We start from the raw sequence: 26891 nt of genomic DNA on the forward strand, positions 1-26891 counted from the left end.
CTACCCATCGATCGCAAACATTAGCCTGCTTTCTGCACAGCAAGCACCTGCTATTTATCGAAAACGTAACTGCCACAGTCAGGAGACGGCATGTTCAACACTTTGAGGCATGGCCAAAGACATTGGAAGACTGCACTCATGGATGTACTTTGCCTGTTTGCTCTTTCCCTTTCAGGCATGCTTCCGCTGAACGCCCAGCAGGGCACAGGCAATATCATTGGCACGGTAAAGGATGCCACCGGCGCCACCGTTCAAGGCGCAACCGTCAACATCGAAAACCTCGACACGCATAACGTGTTCACCCTCACTACCAACGATGTCGGCTTCTACAACTCGCCGCCGCTGCTGCTCGGCAGCAATTATCGCGTAACGGTTATCCAGCAGGGCTTCCAGACCTCGATCACCAATGGCGTCACGGTCACCGTCGGCACGCGCGTCGAGGTCGACGTCCAGCTCTCTGTTGGCGGAACCACGGAGACCGTCCAGGTAGACGCCTCGCAGGCCGTACTCGACACCACTTCGGCAACGCTTGGCGCCGTCGTCGGCGAAAAATCCATTCAGGAGCTTCCCCTCAACGGACGCAACACCATCGCCCTCACCACGCTCACCCCTGGCGTTCGCGTCAACGCCACTGTCGGCCAGTCCGGCTTCGCCAACCGAGGTACCAACCTTTCAGCGATCTCCATCAACGGTTCACCCACCGGATCAAACTCCTACATCCTCGACGGCCAAAGCAATCTCTCCACCACCACCGGCGAAATCGCCGTCAATCCCAACACCGACTCCATCCAGGAGTTCAAAGTACAGAGCGGCGTCTTCTCTGCGCAGTACGGTTTCACCCTCGGCGGTGTCGTCAATCTGGTCAGCCGCTCCGGAACGAACGAGTTCCACGGCTCCGTCTACGAGTTTCTCCGCAACGATATCTTCAACGCGCGCAACTATTTTGCTCGTCCCCCGCTCACCAAACCTGTACTGCGCTACAACCAGTTCGGCGGAGCCGTCGGCGGCCCCATCATCCACAACCGCGCCTACTTCTTTGCCAATTACGAGTCGTACCGCTTTATCCAATCCAACCCTCAATACTTATCCGTGCCCACTGCAGCACAGCGCACGGGCGATTTCTCCGGCCTCGCGGACGCCAGCGGCAACAAGATCCAGCTCTACAACCCGTATACGACCACCGTCGTCGGCAACACCGCCACCCGCCAACCCTACGCCAATAACAAGGTCACGAATCTCGATCCCGTCGCGCTTGCCTACCAGGACAATTTTTACCCACTTCCCAACACCACGCCAAGCAATCCCTACACCAACACGAACAACTTCCTCTTCCTGAACCGCGGCATCAGCAACATGTACAACGCCCTCGGCCGCGTCGATTACCGTCTTACCGACAAAGACACCATCTTCGCCCGCTACGCGTACTACAACAACTTCACCAACGGCGGTACTGGCGGCGGGACCTATTACCCGGATCCCACTGTCGCTAACCGTTATGACACGTACATTGCCAAAGAGCTCCTCGTCGGCGATACCCACACCTTCTCGTCCACGCTCATTAACGATCTCCGCATCTCCGTTGAGCGCCAGGAGTTTCCCTTCCAGGCCGTCAGTGCGGGTGGCGACTGGCCGCAGAAGCTCGGCCTTCCCAGTAACGTGCCCAATTTTGCGCTGCCGACTGTCGGCAACGGTCTACCTGCCTCAGTCCAGACCATCGGCCTTCGCACCTACACGCTTCCGCAGATCACAGACACTCTCACCAAGGTCATCAAGCGGCACACGCTGACCATGGGAACCGACCTGCGCTACAACATCGGCTCAAACCTGCAGCGCAATACGCCTTCGGGAAACTTCAGCTTCGCTGCCGGACTAACCTCTGATCCTTCGGGCGCAGCGGCTCCCGCCGGCTTCGTCAACTCCGGCTACTCCTACGCCACCTTCCTCGCAGGAGCCGTCAGCACGGCAAGCATCGCCACCAACACCGGCGAGACTGATCGCGGAATCAGCACCTCCTTCTTTCTTCAGGACGACTGGCAGGTCTCCGAGCGCCTCACTCTCAACCTCGGCCTGCGTTACGACTTCCAGCAGCAGCCCTTCGAGCAGAACAACGGTTACAGCAACTTCAATCCCAACCTGTCTTCCGGTGGCTTCACTGGCATCATGCAGTACGCCGATACCGGCGGTGTCGGGCGCAACTTTGTCCCTGACAGCTTCACCGATTTCGGTCCCCGCATCGGCTTTGCCTACAAAGCAACCGCCGACGGCAAGACCGTCCTTCGCGGCGGCTTCGGAATCTACTACCCGCTCTTTTTCAACTCCATCTATACCGGCCAGACCAACGGCTTCTCCTCCACCAACACCGCCTACAACCCCGCCGGCAACGATAACCGGCTCGTCGCCTTCCAGTTCAGGAACGGCTTCCCCACCGATCCGCTGCAGCCCATCGGTGCCGCCTACGGTCCGCTCGGCTTCCTCGGTCAATCGCCGGGTTACCAGGACCCCAACCGCTGGAAGTCCCCCATGTCGCAGCAGTACACCCTCAGCATTCAGCGGGAAATCCCCTACTCCATCGTGGTGCAGGCAGCCTACGTCGGCAATCATGGCGTGCATCTTCCTGCCGGTGGCTACAACGCGAACATGCTCGATCCGAAATACTTCGGTCTAGGCCGCATCGCGTTGCAGCAGTCGGTTCCAAATCCCTATGCGGGCAAGTTCTCCGGCTCTCTCGGCGGAGCCACCATCACCCGCCAGCAGTCCCTTCTTCCCTACCCTTACTACAGCTCCGTCAACATCTATAATCCGCATGACGGCAATCTTCAGTCGCATGCCCTGCAGCTTTCTGCGCAGCGACAGGCACGCAACGGAGTCATCCTCCTCTTCGGCTACACCATGAGCAAGCTGCTCGACGACAGCGTCGCTTCGCCGCTCGCTTACCTCAACGGACTCGCCGCCAACAATGGCTATCAGAACGTCTACAACCGTCGCGCCGAATATTCGCTCGATCCCGCCGATGTCTCGCAGCGCGCCACGGTCAGTACCCTCTACAATCTGCCCTTCGGTCGCAACCAAAAGTTCTCCTCCGGCAATGCCTGGGTCAACCGCGCCATCGGCGGCTTCCAATTCAATCTCATCGGTGTCTTCCAGACCGGCACGCCGCTCACCATTACTGGAGCTAATTCTCAGTCTGGCGCCGCAACCCGTCCCAACTTCGTACCCGGCCAATCGGCCAAACTCTCCAAACAGACACCCCTGAAGTGGTTCAATACAGCCGCGTTCCAGAATCCCTCGGATTACACCTTCGGCAATGTGCCCCGCACACTCGCCAATGTCAGAGGCCCGGGAACTCAGAACTTTGACTTCTCGATCTTCAAGACAACCGAGATCACAGAACGCTGGAAGATCCAGTTGCGGGCCGAAGCGTTCAATGTTCTCAATCACGCCAACTTCGGCCTTCCTAATACCTCCTTCACTGCCGCTTCAAACCCTGTAGTCAACGGCAACGGAGTTGGAGGTGGCAGTAACACCAACGGCTCCTTCGGAACCATCACTACCGCAGCCGACGGACGCTCGTTGCAGCTTGCCGCTAAGCTTATGTTCTAACCATTCGTTCCATTGATGGAGGGCAGAGCCTCTACTCTGCCCTTCTTCCGTCTCTTGATTCACTTCTCTACACTGAGGACTCATTATGAAGAAGTTGCGCGGCGCCGCATTGCTGGCTCTCATCCTCCCTGCCATCATCGCTCTCCCAGCCGGGGCCGCCGAACACATCAGCCTCGACGGCCCCGGCTGGGCCTTCAAGACCACGCTCGACGACAAGGCGCAACCCATCACCGTTCCGCACTCCTGGCCTGCAACCGAGCAATACCGGCGTTACATCGGCCACGCCCTCTACGAGCGCAACTTTGACTCCCCCACGCTGCGCCCTGGCCAGGTCGCGCGACTCCACTTCGACGCTGTCTACGACGTTGCCCATGTCTGGCTTAACGGCAAACTGATCGGCTCCCACGAGGGCGGCTACACGCCCTTCGAGTTCGACATCACCGGACTCCTTAAGTCCGGCGCCAACCACCTTCTGCTTGAAGTTGACAACACGCCCACCCTCACCTCCATCCCCGCGCTAGCTGCCGGTGTCCCGTCAACCGATCATCCCGGCCCCTACGGCACCGCAAACCGCATCACCATCGTCGGTTGGATGCCCTACGGCGGCATCGTTCGACCTACCAGTATCGTCATCACCGACGCCGTCTATCTGCACAACATGAAGATCGACGCCAAACCCGATCTCAAAACCGGCGCCGCCACTATCCATCTCAAAGCTTGGCTGCATAATGGCGGTTCCGCTGCGGCATCCGCGACAGTGCAGGGCGAAATCGCCACTCTTCCTTTGCGCCTCAAACCCACCCGCATCGACGCCAATGGCGACGCCGAGGTCGCCTGGACGGGTACCCTGCGCAACGCCCACCTCTGGAGCACCAGCGACCCCTTCCTCTACACCGCGAAGATCTCTGTGCCTGGTGATGAGCTCACAGCCAACGTCGGCGTTCGCGATATCCGCGTTGTTGGCACTCAGCTACAACTCAACGGTAAGGTTGTCCATCTCTACGGCGCCAATCGAGTTGGCGAAGATCCCAAAGAGGGTTTGCGCGAATCCGACGCCATCCTCGAGCGCGATCTGAGCGATATGCTCGCAGACAACATGCGCATGATGCGCATCGCTCACTATCCCCAGCCGCCCTACTTGCTCGACTTCGCCGACAGGCACGGCATGCTCATCATTCCTGAAGCCGGCAACTGGAACATGAGCGCCTGGCAGATGTCCGACCCCGGAATCCGTGCCACCTTCCAAAAACAGATGAAAGAGATGATGGAGCAGGACTGGAACCACCCCTCCGTCATCGCATGGAGCGTCGGCAACGAGTACGAGTCCTACACGAAGGAAGGCGGCGACTGGACCCGCGACATGCGCGGCTATACCCTGTCGCTCGACTCCACACGCCTTATCACCTTCGCCTCACGGTACACCGGCGACCCCGCTGTCAAGACCGGCGCCGACGAGGCCAGCCAGTACTCCGACTTCGTCTCGATCAACGTCTACGGGGGCTACGCCAAACGCTTTGACCACGCTCACCAGCTCTATCCCAACAAGCCGATCTTCGTAACCGAGTTCGGCAAGATGGGCGAGCCCAGCCTCCACGATCCCGAACGCATCAAGGACATCACCGATGCCGTCACAGCGATGAAGGAACGCCCCTATATGATCGGCGGCTCTCTCTGGACCTGGAACGACTACCGTTCTCTCATTCGCGGAACCCCGGCGAACGGTATCCGCTCCTGGGGAGTTGTTAATATCGACCGCGAACGGCGCGACAGCTGGAAGGTCGTACAGAAACTTTTCGAGACGGATCTGCCATAAGCCTGCAATTAGGCTGCAGAGACAGGTGTCGCATGCTTCATTGCCGACCGTCCCTGCGAAAACACCGGCCACAATAGCGAGATCGCAATCGGATGCAGCACAGCCATTAGGAAGAACACCGGCGTGTATCCGCCATGCGTCACCAGATATCCCACAACCTCGCTCGATAGCATCCCGCCGAAGCCGCTGCCCATCGCAATCAGCCCTGCTGCCTTGCCCACCTGATCCGCGGGATAAAGTTCAATGATTGTCGCTGTCAATGTCACCAGCCACGCCATGTGAGCCATCGCAACAATCGAAGCCAGCAACACCGACAGAGCATAATGAGGAACCAGAGCCGCTAGAGGGCTCAACGGCACCAAGGCAGCGGCGCATAGCATCGTCCAGCGATACGCGACGCCAACCCGCATTCCTCCACGAATCAATCGCCGCGACAGCAGACCTCCGGCAACCGTGCCCACTCCCGCTCCCAGATAAACCACCCAGCCAATCTTCGCCAGCTGCGACATCGGCAGATGCCGCGCGCTGCCAAGATACTTAGGGAACCAGAACAGAAAGAAGTACCACACCGGATCGGTGAGGCTGCGCGCGATCAACAGCCTCCACGTAGAAGACCGGCTCAGCACCTCGCGCGTGTTCGCGGCGGCCGCTTCAGTCCTTGTCGTCGCCCTGCCTCGGTCTTTGCGATAGCACCAGAACCACAGCGGGATCCACAACAGCCCGGCCATGCCATCCAGCAGAAAGATCGATCGCCATGGAAGATGCGTTGTGACGGCCACGATCACCGGTAGCGCAATAATCGCTCCCGCCGTGGCACCCATCGTGTATATGCCGATCGCCAGGCCGCGCTGCTTGTCATCAAATCTCTCCCCCACTGCCTTCGGAGCGGCAACCCACAACCCCGGCTCGCCCAACCCCAGGCAAAACCGCGCAACCGCCAGCATCCATACTGAAGACGCAAACGCCGTCGCCGCCTCCGCCAGCGACCACCACCCCACAAACAGCGCCATCGAACGTCTGGTTCCTAACCAGTCTGAGATAAATCCCGAGATGCCGTAAGCGATCGCCGAAGCAAACAGAAATAGGCTGACTATGTGCGCGTAACCTTCATCGCCCAGCTGCAACTCCGCTTGTACCTTTGGAGCAACAACCGAAAGACTTTGTCTGTCGAAGTAATTGATCAGCGCAACAGCGAACAGTAGAGCAATTACCACCCACTGATGCCTGGAGAGCTTTCCCTCGCAATCGTTCATTGTGCTCCCCTAGTAACAGCGCATTTCAAAGATCGCCGGCAACGCAGGCCCACGCCCCAGAATCGTCACGGAAAGCTCCTTTGTCTCCAGCGGCGCATCCAGCCGGAGCTTCCAGCGCGTCTGATGATTCTCCACCACCTGCGCCACCCTGCCTTTTGCCCCCGCACACACCTCAAACTCCGTCACGCAGGCAGGCATCACCCGTTCGGGATGCCCCATCAATACCGACTCCATCGGATGATCGAAGTCCGTATCGAAGCTAATCTCGATCTCCGTGATCGTCTGCGGCACGGCCCACTCCAACCGAAGCTTCGGCCGTTTGTCCTCTCGCGAAGGAATCCACGCATTGACTCCACACCACGGACGAGTCACACCGTTTATTACATTCGATGGCGCAAACATCTTCAGCGACGGCGCAATCGTCGCCGCAAGATTTCTCGCCATCGGCCTCCGATCCGGTAGCCAGTAGGCAAACGTATCGATTCCCGAGCCCTCCGGCGGTGTCTGCACCAGGCTCTTTGCCACGGCCTTGTTCATCTTCTGCGCAACAGTTAGCACCCCCGTCACCTGCTCATCGCTGAGCGCAACCTGAACCCCCTCCACCTGTTGCAGCATGAAAAATAGATGCGCTTCTTCTTCCATCAAAATGTCGAAGTCAAGCAAAACCTGCTGAGACCCCTCGACGAGCCTTGTAATCTTCTCCGCCAACTTTACATCAGGAGTCGTATTACCTTTACGGCTCGAACCCCAAAGCTCCGCTCGCACCGTCGCAGCAGTATCGCTCACGAGTGTCACCGTTACCGCAGGCACGCGGCCGGCGGCAATCGGCAGCAACAACGCAACCGGCTTATCCAACGCAGTGAATTCGCCTGATGGTTTCAATTCATCAAGCTCTAGTGTGCTGGTTGCGTCGATCTTCGCCGACCGGGCTTTATCCGCACCATCCTCTCCGTACAGGCCAGGAATGAACTGCCCTGCACGCAACAAGCGCTGTTGCAGCTCTCGCATTGTGTTCGGCGTTACCAGATCGCGCGGCATCAGTCTCGTTTCGCGACACATCGCTGCAGCCATACCCACAACCTGACCGTTGTGCGCGCACGTCGCCATCACACGCGTCGAACCAAACGCGATATGCGACGCCGAGATCAACCGGCCCGTCAGAAATAGATTTGGGACATTGCGGCTATACATTACCCTGTACAGTATTTGGTACACGCCTTTGCTGTGCCACTGCGTGCAGCCCGGCTGCGTACTATACACGCCGTCCGAAGGATGCAGATCGATCGCCCATCCCCCGAAACTCACAGCATCCTCATGCTGTCTCTGTTCCACGATATCCTGCTGCGTCAGCATTACGTCGCCTTCAAAGCGCCTGCTCTCCCGCTTACCGGGAATCGTTCCCATCCACTCCAATGTGAGCGTCTCGGCTTCAGGAAACTCACCGGAATTCTTGATGTAGTTCCACACACCGTAGGCGACCTTCCATAGCTCCCACTTGATCTCCTCGGTCTCATATACCGTGTCTTTCGCGCCGCCATACTCCAACCACCACAACCTACAGCCTGAGTCCGTCACGCGTAGTTCGCGAAACCGGGGAATCTCCGTAATGTCCTTCAAGGCAAATGAGGGCGGCACATACTTCACCGGCCTGCCGGTATCGCGTGAATAAAAGTAGAGCGAGTGCCCCAACAGAGAATGCTGCTCCGTCTCCGGCGCTAGCATCTCTCCAAACTCTTCGCGCGCTTCTGCACCAATACGAAACGCAGCACCTGAGAGAAAACCGAGAAGCCCGTCCCCCGTCGCATCGCAGAACAGTGGTGCAATGATTTTGTAGCGCGTCTGGTTCTGGCTGCAATAGGCTGACGCGCTCGTAATGGCGCCGCCCTCGCCTGTCTCCAACTCATATACCGCCGTGTTCAGCAGAAGCTTGATCCGCTCTTCGCGTAGCACGAACTCCAGCACGATCGAATCGAGAATGACCGCATTGCCTTCAGGGTTGCGCCACACGTTCTCGACCAGCAGCTCGTCGATCACACCTCCCTCGCGCGCCCAGCGATTATTGTTGCCCATATGCGAGGTCGCGCCCAGCACCCACAACCGCACTTCGCTCGAAGCATTTCCACCCAACACCGGCCGGTCCTGGACAAGCACGACATGGATGCCTGCGCGAGCCGCTGTAATCGCGCAGCAGACTCCAGAAAGTCCGCCTCCTGCCACAACCAGATCCGCGTCAAGACTTTCCTGCCGGAGGTCGCGAGGAACAGGGGGGGCCTTAACCGCTGAGTTCCCGTTATCTCTCATCGCGGTGTGATTCCTCGATCCCTACTCGGTTGTCCTCAAGATCAACGCAAAGAAGCATCAGCTCACCTTCCGGAATTAATGCTTGCCAATAGAACAAGCGAAAGAGTACATGTTAACCGCTAAACTTGTCCAGAAATTGACGATCCCGAATCCAGCATCCCCCTTCGCTGTACGAACCGAAAGGATATAGCGTTTTGTCGAAAAGAGCGATCCTTGCCACTGCCTTACTTCTATCTAGCAGCAGTCTTTTTCCCTTCGCCTATGCTCAGGACATTCATCTTGGAAGCTCCAGCCTCACCTTCGTCTCACAAGGCAAGGAGTTGCGCTACGGTTTCAACGTTGACGGCAAGTCAGTCGTCTCACCAGACGCGAAGGCTGGCATTTTCATCGGCGGCAAACCCATCACACTCATCGGCACATCACACTGCACGGTATCCCCATGCATTCTTAGCGCAACCGCCGCAGACGGAATGCCCCTTCGCATCGCCATCACGCTGGCTGCCCACCACGCCACGTTGACGCTCTCTTCCACCAAGATCCTCGGCGATATTCGCTTCGTCACCGGTGGTGCCGCACCCGCCTACGGTCTTGCCGACCACGCCGTCGAGCAAGCCCACTTCTCCACCCTCGCCAATAAGCAGTACAACACCGACGTTACCGGCTTCGTCAACGACGCCTTCCTCTCCGGCCAGGGAATCGCCCGACTCGTCAGCAACTTCATCATCTATCCCAAACAGCGCTTCGCCGTCCTGCTCATCGACCCACATCGGAAAGTCGTTCACACCTCCGGCGAACAGATTACCCAGGGTGTCCAGAATCTCAATGGCAGGGTTACCATCCACTACTTCTTCGGCGACCCGCACCAGATCTACAAGCAATATCTCGATACCCGCAACACCTCCGGCTACAAGGTCATCATGCCCAAGTACGAAGCCTTCGGCGTCGGCTGGGAGGCCTTCGGTGCTCTTGGCTGGGAGACTAATCAAAAGACCGACACTGACTCGATCGATCACTACCTCAAGCTCGGCTACCCGCTCAAATGGGTCGTCATCGGCTCTGGCTTCTGGCCAACCAAGCCTGATTCCATGCACGAGACCACCAGCTTCGGCCTCTGGGACCACGATAAGTACCCTGACCCCAAGGGCATGATCTCTCACTTCCGCGGTGAAGACCTCACCGTCATGCTCGGGCTGCGCATCACCTTCATCACCACAGGCCCCTACTCCGACGAAGGCGTTGCCAAGAGTTATTTTCTCAAAGATGCATCCGGCAACGCGCAGTCCTTCACCGGCGGCTGGCCCAAGATGCCCTACTACCTACTCGACGCGCACAACCCCGCCGCCCTCAACTGGTACATGGCCCTAGTCAAGAAATGGCAGGGCTACGGCATCTCCGGCTGGAAGGAAGACTTCTACGGGTACGGCAAGTGGGATCTGCGCGACGACAAGGTCGATCCAACCAACGATCGCCTAATGGCGCATAAGCAGCTCATCATCGAGCGCAACGGCTACCTTTCCTCCAATGGCGACCTGCATCGCATCAACGACTTCAACTACAACCAGGATCAGGATCGCGGCCCCGTCAACGCGCTCGCCTTCGCTTACTCCGGCTTTCCGCTCGTCTACCCCGACATCGTCGGAGGCACCTTCGGGGAGAATCACTTCTCCACCAACCGCACGTCGCGTATGGAGACCTACATGCAGCGCAACGCCATGTGGGCCGCGCTCCACAGCAGCATGGGCATGGGCGAGCCTCCATGGTCCTTCAGCGCACCCACGGCTGCCATCATGCTCAAGTCCGCAAAGCTCCACGAGCGCATCGCGCCATATCTTTTTTCCAATGCGCGTCGCTTTTATAGCGACGGTTACCCCTGGACCATGACGCCGCTACCCATCGCCTTCCCTGACGACGCCAACGTCTACGGCCGCGAAAACGCCACTGCGCGTGGCTACGAGTGGCTCATCGGCGATAGCATGTTGGCCACACCGCTCTACGGCAACGATTACGAGTCCGCACATGTGCGCAACATCTATTTGCCAGATGGCAACTGGATGGACTTTGACACAGGAAAGATCTATGCTGGCCACCGGACGCTCCAAAACTTCGCTCTGCCCACCGACAAAACGCCTCTTTTTATCGGTGGCTCCGGCGTTACACTCGAGCAGCAGCAGGGCAAGCTCTACCTGTGCGTCTATCCAGTGGCAAAATCCTCTACCGCAGAGCTCACATTGCCTGCGAGCACAATGCCTATCACCGTTAATGTCGACAACATCGAAATAGGCAGCGATCCGTCATCCCTCATCGTCAAAAACAAGGCCGGTAAAACCGTCGCCGTCACAACACTTGGACACGCCATCGCCTTCGAACCTAAGGCAGGTCAGATCTACAAAGTGACGAGCAGGCGCTAGTCAGAGGGACTTGAAGATATATCATTCTCAAGTCCGCGTCTCTCAGATGCGGTCAGGAGGATCATGATCCATAAACCGGGTATCGTCTACGCCACCACAACCGATGGCATCGAGCTTCCCATCATCGACATTACGCATCCCGAGTTCGCCCTCCCCGATGACCCTGCCTCTATCGCGGCAATCACTGCAGATTACAAGACCACCGAGGAGAAGCAGGCAAAAACGCCCGTCTTCGTCCGCCGCCTCTTCATGAAGCTCGGCAGCCGTCGCTCGGAACTGCTTCGCGCACTCCTCGAGCCTGCCGGTTCCTTCCTCGGCGGCCTCACCACCTATATCATGAAGCTCGGCCCTACCAATCTGCCAGACGGTTTCAACTCCCCCATTGACCAGCGCATCGTCGGCTCACCACACGCACGCTTCGTGCGTCTCCGCCTGCAGCACGTCGCTAGAATGCTCGCTGACGGCATCGAGCCGCTGCTTGCCGAAACCATCGACGCTCCGCTTCACTTTATCGACATCGGCGGCGGCCCCGCCATGGACAGCATCAACGCTCTGTTGCTGCTCAAAAAACACGCTCCAAACCTTCTCGCTCGTCCCATCCATATCCATGTCAGCGATCTCGACGCCAAAGGGCCGGCCTTCGGAGCGAATGCCCTTCGGGCGCTGCTCGCCAGTGGAGCCCCTCTCGCAGGACTCAACATTACCTTCGACACCAGGTCCTACAACTGGAACGACGCCACGGAGCTCGACTCTCTCCTCGACACCATTCAAGCCAATGCGATCATCGCCGCTTCCTCCGAGGGCGCGCTCTTTGAGTACGGCACCGACGAGGCCATCGTCGCCAACCTCAGCGTCCTACACTCCCGTGCCAGACTTGTAGTCGGCTCCGTCACCAGCGATCAGCCAATCCGACGTGAACAGATCAAGGCAACGCGGTTCCATCTCATCCCACGCGGCCTCGCAGGCTTCAGACCTCTCGCCGAACAGACAGGCTACACGATTGCACGCTTCGAAACGACGCCGCTGAGCGACCAGGTCCTGTTGCTTCCGTAGCCAGGCAGACGACCGAGATCTCAATCTGACACGAGAGCTTCAGTCGATCGAACGGCTTGGCTGTCGTTCGCTTTTGGGCTTCGGACCCGTCGGAGGCGGTGCAGATAGAGATAGATCACCGGAGTTACATAAAGAGTAACCGTCTGTGAAAGCAAAAGGCCACCGCCAACCGCGATACCGAGCGGGCGGCGCGCTTCACCGCCGATGCCCTGGCCTAACGCGATGGGGGCCGCGCCCAGCAACGCTGCCATCGTCGTCATCATGATGGGCCGGAAGCGCTGGAGGCAACCTTGGTAAATAGCCTGCTCGGGCGTCATCGCTTGGTTGCGCTCGGCGTCAATGGCGAAATCGACGATCATGATGGCATTTTTTTTGACAATGCCGATGAGCAGGATGATACCCAGGAACGAGTAGAGGTTGAGATCCTGTTTGAACAGCAGCAATGTGAGGAGCGCACCGATGGCGGCAGCGGGAAGACCGGAGAGGATCGTGATGGGGTGGATTAAGCTCTCATAAAGAATTCCGAGAACGAGATAGATAACCGTCACGGCGATTACAAGCAGCAGACCGAGACCTTTGAAGGAACTCTGGAACTGAGCGGCGGTTCCCTGAAAAGTGAAGTTCATACTGGCAGGAATGCCGAGTTCGGAGGCGGCTCGACGCACGGCGAGTGTGGCCTTATCAAGCGAGATGCCAGACTTGAGATCGAAGTGAAACGTAACGGCTGGAAACTGGCCGAGATGATTGACGGCCAGGGGAGCGACTGTCTGGCTGAGGGTAGTGACAGCGGAGAGCGGAACGAGTCTACCCGTGTTGGATGCGAGATAGATGCTGCCAATTGCCTCAGGGTCGCGCTGATACTGTGGAGCGATCTCGAGGATGACATCATACTGCTGCGATGCGACGGTGATGGTGTTAGCGCGGCGGTTCCCAAAGGCGTCGTAGAGGGTGTTGGCGATCTTCTCGGGATCGACGTTGAGGGACATAGCAAGGTCTCGGCGGATGTCGACGTTGACGCGCGGCGCGCTCATCTGAAGATCAGTCGAAACATTGGCGAGTTCGGGAAGAGAGTCGAGCTTGCTCTTGAGACGAGGAGCCCAGCGGTAAAGCTGGTCGGCGTCAGGACTTTGAAGTGCAGCAGAGTACTGAGAGCGAGACTCGGTTTGCCCGAGGTCGATGAAGTCTGGCTGGCGAAGATAAACCTTGAGTCCGGGGATGCGGTCGAGTTGCTTCTGGAGGTTGGCGATAATGATTTTGACGTTCGGCCGGTGGCGGTCCTGGCGGAGATTGATCCAGAGCCAGCCTTGATTCTGAGAGAAGACTCCCGATAGATTGCTTTGCATCCAAGGAATCGCGGCCATTGCTTTATTGACCCGTTCGCCGGCGGAGATCATCTGGGCAAAGGAGTTATCTTGTGATGCCTCCATGGCGCCGGAGATGCCGCCGGTATCGACGGTTGGCATGAAGCTCTTAGGTACGATCGCGAAGAGCGCGGCGGTTGCCATTGTCATTGCGATGGTGGCTACGATCATCGCGCGAGGATGGCGCAGGACGAGATCGAGTGAACATCTATAGCCGCTTTCGAGCACGGCGTGAATGCGCTCAGTACGACGATGGAACCAGTTGTCAGCGTGGACGCGCTCACTGAGAAATCGGCTGCAGAGCATTGGGGTGAGAGTTAGTGCGGAGAAGCCGGATAGCAGGATGGAGACGGAGATGGTGACGGCGAACTCGCGAAGGACTCGGCCGAGGACGCCGTTGAGGAAGAGGATTGGAAGAAAGACGGCGACGAGGGAGAGCGTCATGGAGATGATCGTGAAGCTGACCTCGGCGGCTCCGGCGAGCGCTGCGTCAAGACGGGATTTGCCCATCTCACGATGCCGAACGATGTTCTCGAGCATCACGATGGCGTCATCGACGACGAAGCCTACCGAGAGCGTGATGGCCATCATGGAAAACATGTCTACGGTGTAGTTGAGGAGGCGCATGACGATGAAGGAGCCCAGGATCGAGATGGGAATAGTCGCGCTGGCGATGAGTGTTGAGGAGACCGTTCCAAGAAATGCAAAGATGACAAGCACAACGAGCACGATGGTGATGACAAGGGTAAGGTTGACGTCGGCGATAGAGCTGCGAACGATGTCGGAGTTGTCGGAGACGTTTCCGAACGCTACGCCGGGTGGGAGGACATCGCGCAGGCCCTTGACCGCGGTCTTGACCCGCTCGGCGACCTCAATAGTGTTTGCACCGGGTTGCTTGCGTACGGCGAGGATGACGCTGCGCTGTCCGTTGATCCAAAAAGTGCGTTTGTCGTTGCTGGAACTGTTCAGAACCTTGGCAATTTGACTGAGGCGCAACGGAATCTGATTGCGATAGGCGACAACGAGGTCGGAGAACTGATCGGCGGTGGTGAGTTGGCTGTTCGCCTGCAGGGAGTAGTCCCTTGCATTACCGTAGAGTGTTCCGGTGGGAAGGCTTGTGCTGTTCGTGGTGAGAGCGCTGCGGATCTGCTCGAGATCGAGGCTATAGGCGGCGAGGCGTGCGGGATCGACCTGTACGCGGATCGCCGGGCGTTCGGGTCCATAGACCTCAACCTGCGAGACCCCGCTGACCATGGAGATCTGTTTCGATACGATCTGCGTCGCGTAGCGTGAAAAATCCTCGAACGACATCGTCTGCGAGTGCATCTCGAGCCAGATGATCGGGTCGTCTGCGGGATTCACTTTGGAGTAGGAGGGAGGGTCCGGCATACCTGGCGGGAGGCTGCCAGCGGCGCGGGATATGGCCGCCTGAACGTCTTGGGCGGCAGCATCGACGCTGCGATTGAGGGCGAATCGAAGAGTGATCTGGCTATCCCCGACGGAACTATTGGATGTCATGTTTTCGATGCCAGGGATGCGTGAGAACTCGCTCTCGAGCGGCGTGGCCACAGTGGCGGCCATGGCATCGGGGTTGGCGCCGGGCAGTGCAGCCGATACGTGGATCGTGGGGTACTCAACTTCGGGAAGGTTGCTGACCGGAAGCGAGAGATAGCTGAGCAGCCCAAATCCCGCGATGGCCGAGATCAGAAGCGTGGTAGTGATCGCGCGACGGATGAAGAATTCGGTAAAGCGCAAGAGAAGCACCTCACTTGAGACTGTGGCGAAGAATCTACCTTTAGCGTCCCGCTTTCTACCGCGGCTGCGGGCCGGACGGTGTATCGAGCAGCGAGACCCGTGCGCCAGGAGTGAGGCGCAACTGACCTTGGGTTACGATCATGTCTCCGGGGCTGAGGCCGCTGCCAAGAACGGCAATCTCGCTGGGAGCCTGCGAAGAGGAGTTTGGGGGCCGATAGGTACGAAGCACTGTGATAGGCACCATCGTGGCAACATTCGATCGGACCCGCCAAGCGTACCTTCCGTCGAGGCCCTGCTGAACGGCAGACTGTGGAATGACTATCTGATGAGAATCTACCCTTAGGCGGAGACGAACGTTGACGAACTCGCCGGGCCACAGTACCCGATCGACGTTGGAAAACGTGGCCTTAAGCCGAATGGTGCCGGTTGTTGGGTCAACGAAGTTATCGATGAAATCGAGACGGCCTTTGGCGAGCAAACCGTCGCCGCTCCCGGCCTCCACTTCCAGTGGACCGGTAGCGCTGAGCCGTTGCACCTCTACGAGCGCTTGTTCCGGGATACCAAACGTGACACGGATCGGTGCGAGCTGAAGCAGTGTGACGAGCGTTGTATCGTTCTGTAGAACCACGTTGCCAGCTTTGACGGCGATCGCTCCGGCGCGCCCTGAAATGGGAGCAATGACATCGGCGAAGTTGAGCTGAAGCTGCGTCTGAGCCAGGCGAGCACGATCGGCCTTGACGGCGCCAGCTGCGGCGGCGATGGCGGCCTGATCGGCGCGAAGGCTGGAGCGGATGGTGTCGCTGGCCGTAACGGCTTGGTTGACCGTCTGGCCTGAGAGGACACCGAGCTGCCCCAGCTTGACCGCAACGTCGGCTTCAGACTGGCTCTGCTTTTGCGAAGCCGCATCTCGCGCCGCAACCGCGACGGCTTGTTGCTCCATTGCGATGTCGCGGTCGAGTTCGGCTTCCTGTTGCGCCTGCTGGCGACTCATGGTGTCGCGATCGATGGTGAAAAGAAGTTGGCCTTTAGTGACGTTCTGTCCTTCGACGAAGGCAACGGCTTTAATCTGCCCGGCGATACGCGGCTTGACGTCAACTCGCTCGACGGCCTCAACGTTCCCTACGGCCGCGATCTCAAGGGGCACATCCTGCGACATCACGCGGGTAGAGTGAACGGGAACACCCTCCGGCAGATCTGTATTGGCGCGGGCCACGACGCGCGAACACGACGCAAGCGGGATGCAGATCAAGATGCATAGAAGCGTGAGGGTCCTATTTGCCTTCATCCTGCCTACCTCTGAGCTCAGAGTGGCCCCTTATTTTGCACGTGAAAACTGATATGCAGCCGGAGGCGCAAAGACTGCAGGGAGGGATGCCGAATGCGCGGCGGAAGATGGCGCTTCATTCCGGCTTTGCTATCGCCAGATCAATTAAGGATACCTTCTGCCTTTGCTCGAGATGCCAAAGAGGAGGAGGAACACATTGCCTGCAAAAAAACGGGGGTTGGCTGCAAAAGTCTTGGTGGGCATCGAGTGGACGGTGGATCCTGACTCTTGAATGTTCTGGTGGACGAATCGCGAAACGAGTAAATTCTACACAGGTAAAAATGCCGTTGCGGAAGAAGGAAAGGACACCATGAACGCTTTCACGGCTTCTTCGGGATATCAAAACACCGCAGCGATCTCTCGAGAAAAAACTGATGATGAAGCTGCTACGCCCGTGAGCAGGCATCTCAACGGCTACCTGATGATCCTGTCTCTGGCTGCGATACTGGCACTTGCTACCGCAGGCGAGTGCGGGTCCGTGATGCATCCAGCCTCGCTGATCTACGGTACAGTCCTATGGGGATGGTGGGGCACAATTGCATGTGTTCTATGGAAGCTGGCCCCGCGGTTACCGATTGTGTCGAGCCTTTCAGTGAAAGCAATTCTGCTGCACGCAATCGCTGGATCGGTAGTTGCTTTGGTCCATCTGCTGATGCTCTGGGGCATTGGCTTTCCGCTCGGGTGGGGTCCGGGGGGGAAACAAATGATGTGGGCGATCCTGTTCAACGTCAACCGGTTTGGTATCGAGCTCCTGATCTACGGATTCATCATTGGGATCACCGGAATCGTTCAGTACAAACTGCGCGCGCAGCACGATGCAATGCGATCGTTGGAGCTTCAGAAGCAGCTCTCTTCCGCCCATTTACGTGCGCTGCAGATGCAACTGGAACCTCATTTTCTTTTCAACACGCTCAACGCCATTACCACGCTGGTGGAGCTGGGACGACAGAGCGAAGCGGTCGAGATGCTGTCTCATCTAAACCTGATACTGAAGAGCACATTGAAGCGGACAACTCCGGAGAAGGTCCCGCTCTCGCAAGAGTTGGAGATGATCGATAACTACCTCGCGATCGAGCAGATCCGATTTGCCGACCGGTTGCAGGTACAAATCAAGATCGACCCCGGAGCGCTGGATGGGCTGGTGCCGTGTTTCCTCTTACAGCCGATCGTCGAGAATGCAATACGACATGGTATCGCGCATTGTGTCAGCGAAGGAAAAGTGGAGGCCTCTGCGAGGCGTGATGGAGCGAACCTGCACCTGAAAGTGCGGGATACTGGCGCGGAAACCGGTACGCAGAAGCAGAACGGACACGGGATAGGGCTAAAGAATACCCGAGAGCGGCTTATGCATTTCTACCGCGATGAGTTCGCGATGAGGGCTCAGCCGCTCGACGAGGGGGGCTTTGAAGTTGCAATCACCATACCGTACGAGCCTCAGAAAAGATGCGACTAAGAGCGCTTATTGCCGATGACGAACCGCTGGCGCGCGAGCGGCTGCGCTTTCTTCTCGCCGGTGACGACGAGGTAGAACTCGTTGGAGAGTGCAGGAATGGCGGCGAAGTATTGACGTCACTGAAGACTCTACAGGTCGATATTCTGTTTCTCGACATTCAGATGCCAGGCAAGGGAGGCTTCGAAGTGATCGAGCATATGGGTGCAACCCAGATGCCGGTGACAGTCTTTGTGACAGCCCACAACCAACATGCGCTCCATGCGTTTGAGGTGCATGCACTCGACTACCTGACCAAGCCTGTAGAGCCGGAACGGCTGAAGGCCACGCTGGTCCGCGCCAAGGAGCGGATTGCTTCAAATGTCGCCTTACTGAACCAAGAACGGCTGAAGCAGGTGCTCACTGAAGTTGGAATGCGCGGGGTCGGCGGGAAGGACTATCCAAAGCGCCTGCTGGTACCAAACGGTACAAAGGACATGGTAATCAATGTTCAAGAGATCGAGTGGATTGAGGCCGCCGACTACTACTCCTGCCTGCACGTTGGGGCTAAGAGCTTCATGTTGCGGGAGACAGTCAAACAATTGGCTAACACTCTTGATCCAGATCGGTTTGTGAGAATTCATCGCTCAACGATTGTGAACATGGACTACGTCTGCGAGGTGGCGCGGGAGGGTCGCAGCGAGGCATCGGTGATCCTAATACACGGACGACGGCTGAAGATGAGCAAGACCGGCTGGCAGAACTTAGTCGCAGCCAGCAGGTCGTTTTGAAACTGGCTCTGGAACCTGCACGCTGCTGCTCGATCCCAGGCAAAATCTCTGCAGAACAGATATCTATCGATGATTTGAGCTTTTGGGTTGTTGGAATCGAAGATACCAAGGATATTGCTCCGAAGTTAATAGAGCTATCCAAGTAAGCTTTAGCCTGAGCGCAATCGTTTCAGGCTTCATAGATCGATGACGACGTCGCGAATTGGTTGTGAGCAGCAAACGAGAAGGTTACCGGCGGCGGGCTTTTCGAGTGGCTCCGGGTCGTAGACGACCTCTCCTGAAACCAAGCCGCTCTCACAGTTGTGACAAACACCAGTCCGGCACGACCAACGGACGGGTACGTCGCATGCCTCGGCCAACTCTAAAATGCTCTGGTAGATCGACGCATTCCAGTGTGCCGCGATGCCGCTGCGTGCGAACGATACCAGGGGACCGACATTAGCGTCATTCTTAGGCAGATGCGGGGCTCGCGTCCCTGTGCCGACAACACCAGGGTTCATCGACTCACTGCCGTTAAAAATTTCGGCGTGAATTCGCTCTGGAGCAACACCTAACGTTGCGAGCGCCTCTTTCATATCTGCCATGAAGCGATTTGGGCCGCAGAGGTAGACATCCGCCTCTAGCGAAACGCCCGCCTCGTCGAAGATCGATCGGGACAGGTGACCGATAGCATCGAAATCGTCGCCTACGTCGTCTCGCGAGCCGGGCCTGCTGTAACAAACGTAGCTGCGACCGTGGGTCAGCAGGAGCATGAGGCGGCGAACTTCAATGACGAAGGGATGATGCTCTCTGTCGCGAGTTGCATACAGCCACAAAACCCCTCGTGTCGTACCCGCCGCGGCCAGTGCGTGCAGCATCGCCAGAACCGGCGTTGCCCCAATCCCCGCGCTGAGTAGGACCACCGGCCGATCTCCCGCCTGCAGAATGAAGCTGCCGCGCGGAGAGCTGCAGTCGAGAGCATCGCCCACACGGACATGCTCTCGCAAGTAAGTTCCTGCCGCTCCATTCGGTTCGATCTTCACGCTGATTCGATAGCGCTCCGTCGAGAGGGGGCCGGAAAGCGAGTAGCTGCGAAAAAGCGGCGGGCCATCTACGGCCGGTTTAAGACGCACGACCACGTATTGCCCGGGCATCGCCGCGGGAAGCGGTTGACCGTCCAGGCTCTGCATCGTCAGTGAGAGGACGTCGGCGGACTCCTGATCAATCGCCGTCACGACAAGGGGCCGAAATCCCGGTGCAGCCGGATGCGCAGCCGCCTCCGGCACAAGCCCCGCATTACCGCTCGTTTGGCTCTGCAGCAACGCCTCAAATGACGAGCGCCATCCGGGTGAAAGCGCTTCAATCCGTAGAGCGCACTCCAGTCGACCGCGTGGATGATCGGGCGAATAGAGAAGCGCGTTGATCTCTGTGACGGTCATTCGCTCCTTCCCTTCCCCTACCTTCACGATTTCGTCACCGGCGCCGACCTCGCCCTCCCGCAGCACGCGCAAGTAGAACCCCGGCCGTCCGCTCGATGTCAGCAATGCCGGCATCCTGGGCTCGTTCATCCGAATGCCGACACGGTAGCACGTCACGCGAGGTTGTGTGACCTCAAACAATGCGCTGCCAATCTGATAACGGTCACCGATGCATACGGCATCGTCGGGCAATCCTTCGATAGTGAAGTTCTCACCGAATTGTCCGTGAACGAAGTCCTCCCTCCTCATCTGCTGCTGCCAATAAACATACGATTCGATCTGGTAGACGAAGACGGCGCGTTGCTCTCCCCCATGCCCCGCCAGGTCACCTTGACCGTCTCCGTCCAGATTCAATCGGCCAACCCGGCAGCGGCCACCGACTGGATTCTTCCAGACCGCCGTGCGCACAGTACGTCCTTTCCACTCGATGTCGCGTGGAAGTCCAACATTCACCGATAGCAGTCGAGCCATATTGCCCCCTTCGATGGAGCCCCCCTAACCGTTGGCGAGCGGGCGCGCCTCTGCAACGGTTAGATCGCGATCTGGGCCATGTGAAATCACTGTCTGACCCGGCTCAAGACGGAGCTGGACACCATCGAGCTGTACCGAGACGATGTCTGGCTCAAACGATATCAGCCCGGAGATCCGGCTGACCTGTGGATAGGCGTTGCTATACGACCATGCCGCAAGGCGTGCGTCACCTATGTCGTAATAGCAGCATAGTCCTTTATACGGACAGAAGGTCTGATGTTCCACGAGGGTTAGCGCAGACTCATCGACGTCGGCGCGTTCAACATACCAGCGTGGCGCGAAGCCGGACTCGTAGAGAACTACCGGTCGCTTGGTGTCGACGATGATTCGGTCATGATCCCGGATTACTAGTCTACGGGAGGTCTGGCGGATGTCGATGCGATGGTAACTATCCGCGGCATGGCCCATGATCCGTTCATCTTCCTCGTAAAATGCATCCATGGAAGGCCAAGCGAACGCCACTCGCTCCTGCAACTCGCTCGCGTAGACGGGCAGGTCAACGTGTTGCCACGCCCCGCGTGGAGCGCTCTTCTCACTTGCCCTAACGGTGTACCAGGATGTGGGCCCGAGGTCGGGGTGCCGGGTAGCATGCTCGCTGCGTTGTAAGATGCCTGGCGAGACGTCAGCCTTCGGAAAATAGGCCATCGGATAGCGGCCAGGTTCGAAGAGCAGGAGCACGTCTTCGCTATCGGCGATCCAGGTTCCGCCGAAACGTACGCGCATACGCCGACGTAACGGTTCAACATAGAGCAGTCTCTTGGGCAGCGGCTCTGGCACTAGGAATCGGCCGATTGCTCCCGGTGAAAGCGGACCTTGTTGCCAGGACAGTCCCACTATTCTCCCTCCTACAGCTTTGACGAGTTGCGATCACGCCCGATGAACTTATCGCATCCCCGACGATGACCACCAGTTGAATGCTAAGGTGCAGGAAAAACGACTGTCAATGCGACCTTTCCGGTGGCAATTCTGGTTCTGAATATCCTTAGGGATCTGTTGGCAGTAGGATTGGGGCGCCTTCGCGTACGCGTATTACACCATCCTACTTCTTTTTGTCTTTCAAACGTGCATGGAGAGGTAGGGGTGGCTGGCATGTACCTCGCTTTACCAAATGCGTAGGTACAACGACTTCGGGGTAGTGCCTTTCCGGGTGCCGCACTTTGTCGATCGCCATCTTTGCTAAACGATCACCTATGGCTTCTGCTTCCACTCTCACGGTCGTCAGGCCCAGCCCCTTGTAAGGACCGCGCTGATCATCGAACCCAATAATACTCACTTGCTCAGGAACATTGATCCCTTGTTGCTGAAGGCACTCCCAGCAACCATAGGCAATCTCATCTGTGCTGGCAAATATTGCCGTTAGCGGATGCTTCTCTTTGAGAATGGAAGCTGTACAACGAAATCCATTCACAAACCGATCATCCGAAATCGCAGCTGTCTGTGCGCGCGGAGTCAACCCTTTCTCTTGCATTTCACGTAGGTATCCCTGATGCCGTCGGTTGAACCACGGCAATGACGTATCGCCGATGTACCAGATATGACGGTGTCCCATCTCAATGAGGTACCGCGTTGCCTCCTGTGCTGCAGCGACATCATCGAACCGCACCTGATCAAGTGACGGATTACGATCATCAGCGATCAGATTATTGGCCAACACAACGTAAGGAATTCCTCTTTGTTCTAATGCTTCTATCAAGTTGGAGTAGTTTGTCCCTGCCAATACAACGCACTCAGCCATGCCGTGAGCGCGTACTGCTGGAGGAAGCGGTATATTTTCAGGGGGAAGGTCCGGCCCGTAATAGAGCTTTGAAAACAGAACGTAGAAGTCCGTAGCGTCGCAATGTCGACTAACGCCTTCGAGTATTCGGGAGTGAAACGGATCATGAAGATCGCGGTTGCTCAAGATAAAGGAGAGCACTGGCGTGGAGTTTTTCGCTAAATTCTGCGCTCTGCGGTTCGGACGATAGCCAAGTTGCTCGATCGCCGCCTCGATCTTTTCCCTCACCAATGGCTTTACGCTCGTCCGGCCATTCAGGACATTCGACACGCTGCCAACCGAAACCTTGGACAGTTTTGCTACATCTTTGATCGTTGCCGGAACACCAGATGCGTGAACTTTTTTGTATCGATTCATTTATCACTCGAAAACTTCACTTCCAAGATTGCTTCCCGATCACCAACCAGGTCCTAACATGCAAAACACTATACGCACTTCAAACTCGTCTCACTAGAAATTTTTGCACATGCAATTGCACTAAACAAACCGATATACGTCCTTAGCGCCCTGACTTGGTGGTGTTTCTTCTAAATCTTCTTGACACCCAGAATAACAATCGTTGATTATTCTCGTGCATTTTATGAACCGGTTCATCTTTTATTCATAAGTGACCGCCAAACCTCACCAAAAGAGGAACGCGGCTCCTATGCTGGGAGGTCCATCGCATTTATCGCGCATACGCTATTGAAGTAGACCGGGCCGGACAATCTATCTTTCAGATCATCTTTCTTACCCTGTTTGCAGCTGCGGTTTTTTTTGTTGCAAAACCGGCATCAGCCCAGGTCCTCTATGGCCAACTAGTCGGAAGTCTTGTCGATTCCGCCGGCCGTAGCGTTTCGGGTGCTAGTGTCGAAGCCATGAATATCGCAACTGGAATATCCACGAAAGTCACAAGCGATAGCTCCGGTCACTTCCTCTTCCCCACCCTCGCGGCAGGCTCTTATACCGTCACAGTCTCCGCCGCTACCTTTCGCGGGGTAACCTCTCAGGGAGTCCTGATTCAACCAAATACAGAACGCCGAGTCGATTTCACCCTTGAGCCCTCCACGGTCAGCCAATCGGTTACGGTCCTCGCCGCGCCCGCTCTACTTCAGACCGATCAAGCGAGCGTTTCCTCACAACTCGAGTCTGACCAGCTCATCTCGCTCCCAGGAGGTCCGGGGCCTGGTATGCGCAATATTCAAAGCCTCTACACACTTGTGCCTGGTTTCTCGCCGCCCGTGCTAGGACACTCTGAATCAGGCGTTCCTTCGGATACCCTTGTCTCCAACGTTAACGGCGTCTCTAACACCAACAACAACACACGCATCGATGGCGCCAGTTCTATTTACGCCTGGGTTCCGGATGTTGCAGCCTATATTCCTTCAACTGAAGCCATTCAGTCCGTTGATATCGTGACCAATAGCTTCGATGCCGAGCAAGGTCTTGCCGCTGGTGCCGTCGTCAACATCTCCACCAAGTCGGGTACGAATCAGTTTCACGGCAATGCATGGGAGTACAACACCATCAGCGCCCTCGCTGCACGTAACTACTTCTTGCCAGTAACACAACGTAGCGTGCCTAAGTACATCCTGAACCAATTCGGCGCGAACATCGGCGGCCCTATCGCCAAAAACCGTGCATTCTTCTTCGTCAACTGGGAGCGTTCACGACGTTCACAAAACCAGAGTGGCTTCCAAACAGTTCCCACAGTTGCAATGCGAACCGGAAATTTTCAGGGGACAGGAGCTACGATCTACGATCCTACAAAGGGAAATCCTGACGGAACGGGACGTATGCCATTTCCCAACGGCATCATTCCTACATCACGAATCTCTTACGCCGCTTCGCAGATGATGTCCATCCTCCCTTCACCAAACGTCACAACGTCTGCTCTTTCCGCCAACTACTTCACCAGTGCCAGTGGCCAATACACGCGCGATATCATCGATAGCCGCGTCGACTACAAGATTTCCAATAAAGCAACTCTCTTCGGACGTTACGGCATCCAGAAGTCATCACTCTTCGATCCGCAGCCGCTCGGAAAAGCAGGTGGTGTGCCCGTCGATGGCGGACAACCCGGCAATGCACCCAGCATCATTCAAGCCGTGGGTATCGGTGGCACGTATGCCTTCTCGCAGACAGTCTTCGCTGATGTAAACGTTGGATTCTCCCGCATTGGTCTCTCAACCGCGAATACTGACCTCGATCAGAACTATGGCCTTACCTTCCTTCAGATTCCTGGCACAAATGGCCCGAGCCCGCTGCAGGCAGGTTTTCCAAACTTTCAGATCAGCGGCCTTTCCTCGCTTGGCAATCCTTCTTCGCCGAATCCGCAGCTCTATCACGACAACACATACACCACCGCCGCTAACGTGAGTTGGATACATCGCACGCATTCCATTCGCTTTGGCATGGAGTTTCAGCGCTACCAACTCAACCACTTCCAACCACAGAACACTTATGGACCACGAGGAGGCTTCACCTTCACCGGAGGACTCACCTCGCTTAAAGGTGGTCCTTCTACAAACTCATATAACGCCTTCGCCGATTTCCTCCTCGGTCTGCCTCAAGCCATGGGAAAGGACACGCAGTTTCTGAACCCTGGCACTCTGCGTGAATCAGTATGGGCCTTTTACGCGCGTGATCAGTGGCAGATCAGCAACGCTGTCACCTTAAACTACGGCCTTCGCTACGAGATCTATCCGTTCGCTACACGAGATCATTTTGGAGGAAATGCGTACAATCCGCTTGACGGTAACGTGTATCTTGGTGGCCTTGGCGCTACACCTAAGACCGCAGGCATTGATGCCGGCAAGGGAAACCTTGCACCACGTTTTGGCATTACCTACCGCATCGGCGATAAAACCGTCGTGCGGGCAGGCTACGGCATCACGATCAACCCAGATAGCTTTCGCAACATGCTCGTCGCATATCCAGCCATCATCTCACAGTCATACAACGGCAGCAGTTCATACGCTGCCGCAGGAAATCTGGTTACTGGCATCCCTACCGCTACGTTTCCTGATATCAGCTCGGGAGTTATTAAGCTGCCCCTCACACTCACCACCACCACCTATCCCCGCAACTATCGCCGCGGCTATATCGAGTCATACAATCTCGCCTTTCAGCGTGAGATATTCCACGGCATGACCCTTCAAGCGACCTACGTGGGAACACTTGCCATTCGAGAAGTAGTTCAGCTCAATCTCAACGCCGCCGCACCGGGAACCGGCGTTGCTGGCGGTGGACTCTACCAGTCACTCGGCACTACAGCCAGCATTTATCAGGAAACCCCAATGGGGACTGGCAGCTATAACGGCCTGCAGGTTATAGCTAAAAAGCGGTTCGCAAATGGAGGCATGGTCGGATTCAACTACACATATTCACGAGCTATCAACAACTATGCAGACAATTCCGATGCAACGCCACTGGTCAGTTATCTTCCGGCCTACAGCAAAAATCACGGCGTAGCTGGATTTGACCTGACGCATAACTTCGTCGTCCATGGAAACACCCCACTGCCGTTCGGTAAGGGGCAACGCCTCCTTACTCATGGTGTTGGCAATATCATGCTTGGTGGATGGCAACTCGACAACTTGCTCATCAGGACAAGCGGAACGCCTATTACCATTACGGCCTCCGGTTCTTCACTCAATGCACCGGGCAACAGCCAGTTCGCGAATCAACTCGTCTCTCGAGTTCGCATCTTGGGCGGGCACGACTCCACACATCCCTACTTTGATCCGACAGCCTTCAGCACCGTAACCACTGCGGCTTTTGGAACTGCCTCAAAAGGATCTGTTCGAGGTCCCGGTTTCTTCAATTGGAATCTCGGTCTCTCGCGCGGATTTCGGTTCGCAGACCGCTACGAGTTTCGTATACGAGGCGAGGCATTCAATCTCACCAACACTCCTCGCTTCGGAAATCCAGGCTCAAATGTTTCCAACGTCACTACTTCCAACGGTATTCAGAACCTGAACGGTTTCTCAGTAATTACTTCTGCCTCAAATCAACGAACCATGCGCTTGTCCGCAAGATTTAGCTTTTAAAGCCACCGAC

14 protein-coding genes are annotated in these 26891 nt (G+C 56.9%); 7 read left to right on the top strand and 7 right to left on the bottom strand.

Annotated features, from left to right (window positions below; all coding sequences use genetic code 11):
- Nucleotides 1–90: 90 nt before the first annotated feature.
- Both AC5S26_RS11750 and AC5S26_RS11755 read left to right on the top strand, forming a co-directional pair.
- The gene (locus tag AC5S26_RS11750; protein ID WP_494185080.1) at nt 91–3600 is read left to right on the top strand and encodes a TonB-dependent receptor; all 3510 of its coding nucleotides are present in this window, start codon (nt 91–93) and stop codon (nt 3598–3600) included.
- An 85-nt stretch (nt 3601–3685) separates the two neighbouring features.
- Nucleotides 3686–5413 (top strand): glycoside hydrolase family 2 protein, encoded by a 1728-nt coding sequence (locus tag AC5S26_RS11755; protein ID WP_494185081.1) that lies wholly within the window; start codon nt 3686–3688, stop codon nt 5411–5413.
- 8 nt (nt 5414–5421) lie between these two features.
- Here AC5S26_RS11755 and AC5S26_RS11760 read toward each other — a convergent pair whose 3' ends face one another.
- Together AC5S26_RS11760 and AC5S26_RS11765 are read right to left on the bottom strand one after the other, a co-directional pair.
- The gene (locus tag AC5S26_RS11760) at nt 5422–6666 is read right to left on the bottom strand and encodes an MFS transporter (protein WP_494185082.1); all 1245 of its coding nucleotides are present in this window, start codon (nt 6664–6666) and stop codon (nt 5422–5424) included.
- A 9-nt stretch (nt 6667–6675) separates the two neighbouring features.
- A complete protein-coding gene (locus AC5S26_RS11765) occupies nt 6676–8967 on the bottom strand; it encodes an FAD-dependent oxidoreductase (RefSeq protein ID WP_494185083.1) in 2292 nt (763 codons plus the stop codon).
- Between the two features lie 194 nt (nt 8968–9161).
- Between AC5S26_RS11765 and AC5S26_RS11770 the strand changes: the two genes are divergently transcribed.
- Together AC5S26_RS11770 and AC5S26_RS11775 are read left to right on the top strand one after the other, a co-directional pair.
- Nucleotides 9162–11375 (top strand): TIM-barrel domain-containing protein, encoded by a 2214-nt coding sequence (locus AC5S26_RS11770; protein ID WP_494185084.1) that lies wholly within the window; start codon nt 9162–9164, stop codon nt 11373–11375.
- A 63-nt stretch (nt 11376–11438) separates the two neighbouring features.
- A complete protein-coding gene (locus tag AC5S26_RS11775; RefSeq protein WP_494185085.1) occupies nt 11439–12428 on the top strand; it encodes a hypothetical protein in 990 nt (329 codons plus the stop codon).
- A gap of 20 nt (nt 12429–12448) precedes the next feature.
- Here the strand turns inward: AC5S26_RS11775 and AC5S26_RS11780 are convergent, their stop codons facing one another.
- Both AC5S26_RS11780 and AC5S26_RS11785 read right to left on the bottom strand, forming a co-directional pair.
- Nucleotides 12449–15544: an efflux RND transporter permease subunit gene (locus tag AC5S26_RS11780; RefSeq protein ID WP_494185086.1), complete on the bottom strand. Its 3096-nt coding sequence runs from the start codon at nt 15542–15544 to the stop codon at nt 12449–12451.
- A 55-nt stretch (nt 15545–15599) separates the two neighbouring features.
- The gene (locus AC5S26_RS11785; protein WP_494185087.1) at nt 15600–16829 is read right to left on the bottom strand and encodes an efflux RND transporter periplasmic adaptor subunit; all 1230 of its coding nucleotides are present in this window, start codon (nt 16827–16829) and stop codon (nt 15600–15602) included.
- A 349-nt stretch (nt 16830–17178) separates the two neighbouring features.
- On the opposite strand from AC5S26_RS11785, the gene AC5S26_RS11790 reads away from it, so the two are divergent.
- A complete protein-coding gene (locus tag AC5S26_RS11790; RefSeq protein WP_494185088.1) occupies nt 17179–18321 on the top strand; it encodes a sensor histidine kinase in 1143 nt (380 codons plus the stop codon).
- The gene (locus AC5S26_RS11795) at nt 18312–19088 is read left to right on the top strand and encodes a LytR/AlgR family response regulator transcription factor (RefSeq protein ID WP_494185089.1); all 777 of its coding nucleotides are present in this window, start codon (nt 18312–18314) and stop codon (nt 19086–19088) included. Before AC5S26_RS11790 ends, AC5S26_RS11795 begins: the two co-directional genes overlap by 10 nt.
- Nucleotides 19089–19264: 176 nt before the next feature.
- Here the strand turns inward: AC5S26_RS11795 and AC5S26_RS11800 are convergent, their stop codons facing one another.
- The 3 genes from AC5S26_RS11800 to AC5S26_RS11810 form a co-directional block, all read right to left on the bottom strand.
- Nucleotides 19265–21016: an MOSC domain-containing protein gene (locus tag AC5S26_RS11800; RefSeq protein ID WP_494185090.1), complete on the bottom strand. Its 1752-nt coding sequence runs from the start codon at nt 21014–21016 to the stop codon at nt 19265–19267.
- 24 nt (nt 21017–21040) lie between these two features.
- Nucleotides 21041–21910, bottom strand: a complete 870-nt coding sequence (locus AC5S26_RS11805; RefSeq protein WP_494185091.1) for a DUF427 domain-containing protein — start codon at nt 21908–21910, stop codon at nt 21041–21043.
- 205 nt (nt 21911–22115) lie between these two features.
- Complete coding sequence (locus tag AC5S26_RS11810) at nt 22116–23207, bottom strand: LacI family DNA-binding transcriptional regulator (protein WP_494185092.1); 1092 nt, start codon at nt 23205–23207, stop codon at nt 22116–22118.
- Nucleotides 23208–23584: 377 nt separating this feature from the next.
- On the opposite strand from AC5S26_RS11810, the gene AC5S26_RS11815 reads away from it, so the two are divergent.
- Entirely contained in the window at nt 23585–26881 is a 3297-nt protein-coding gene (locus AC5S26_RS11815) for a TonB-dependent receptor (RefSeq protein WP_494185413.1), read from the top strand.
- Nucleotides 26882–26891: the final 10 nt, after the last annotated feature.

The organism is Edaphobacter sp. FHG110511_03 (assembly GCF_059115365.1).

Coding starts and splice junctions, on each gene's coding strand:
- AC5S26_RS11750 (WP_494185080.1), top strand. CDS start 91: ATGTTCAACACTTTGAGGCATGGCCAAAGACATTGGAAGACTGCACTC.
- AC5S26_RS11755 (WP_494185081.1), top strand. CDS start 3,686: ATGAAGAAGTTGCGCGGCGCCGCATTGCTGGCTCTCATCCTCCCTGCC.
- AC5S26_RS11760 (WP_494185082.1), bottom strand. CDS start 6,666: ATGAACGATTGCGAGGGAAAGCTCTCCAGGCATCAGTGGGTGGTAATT.
- AC5S26_RS11765 (WP_494185083.1), bottom strand. CDS start 8,967: ATGAGAGATAACGGGAACTCAGCGGTTAAGGCCCCCCCTGTTCCTCGC.
- AC5S26_RS11775 (WP_494185085.1), top strand. CDS start 11,439: ATGATCCATAAACCGGGTATCGTCTACGCCACCACAACCGATGGCATC.
- AC5S26_RS11785 (WP_494185087.1), bottom strand. CDS start 16,829: ATGAAGGCAAATAGGACCCTCACGCTTCTATGCATCTTGATCTGCATC.
- AC5S26_RS11790 (WP_494185088.1), top strand. CDS start 17,179: ATGAACGCTTTCACGGCTTCTTCGGGATATCAAAACACCGCAGCGATC.
- AC5S26_RS11795 (WP_494185089.1), top strand. CDS start 18,312: ATGCGACTAAGAGCGCTTATTGCCGATGACGAACCGCTGGCGCGCGAG.
- AC5S26_RS11800 (WP_494185090.1), bottom strand. CDS start 21,016: ATGGCTCGACTGCTATCGGTGAATGTTGGACTTCCACGCGACATCGAG.
- AC5S26_RS11810 (WP_494185092.1), bottom strand. CDS start 23,207: ATGAATCGATACAAAAAAGTTCACGCATCTGGTGTTCCGGCAACGATC.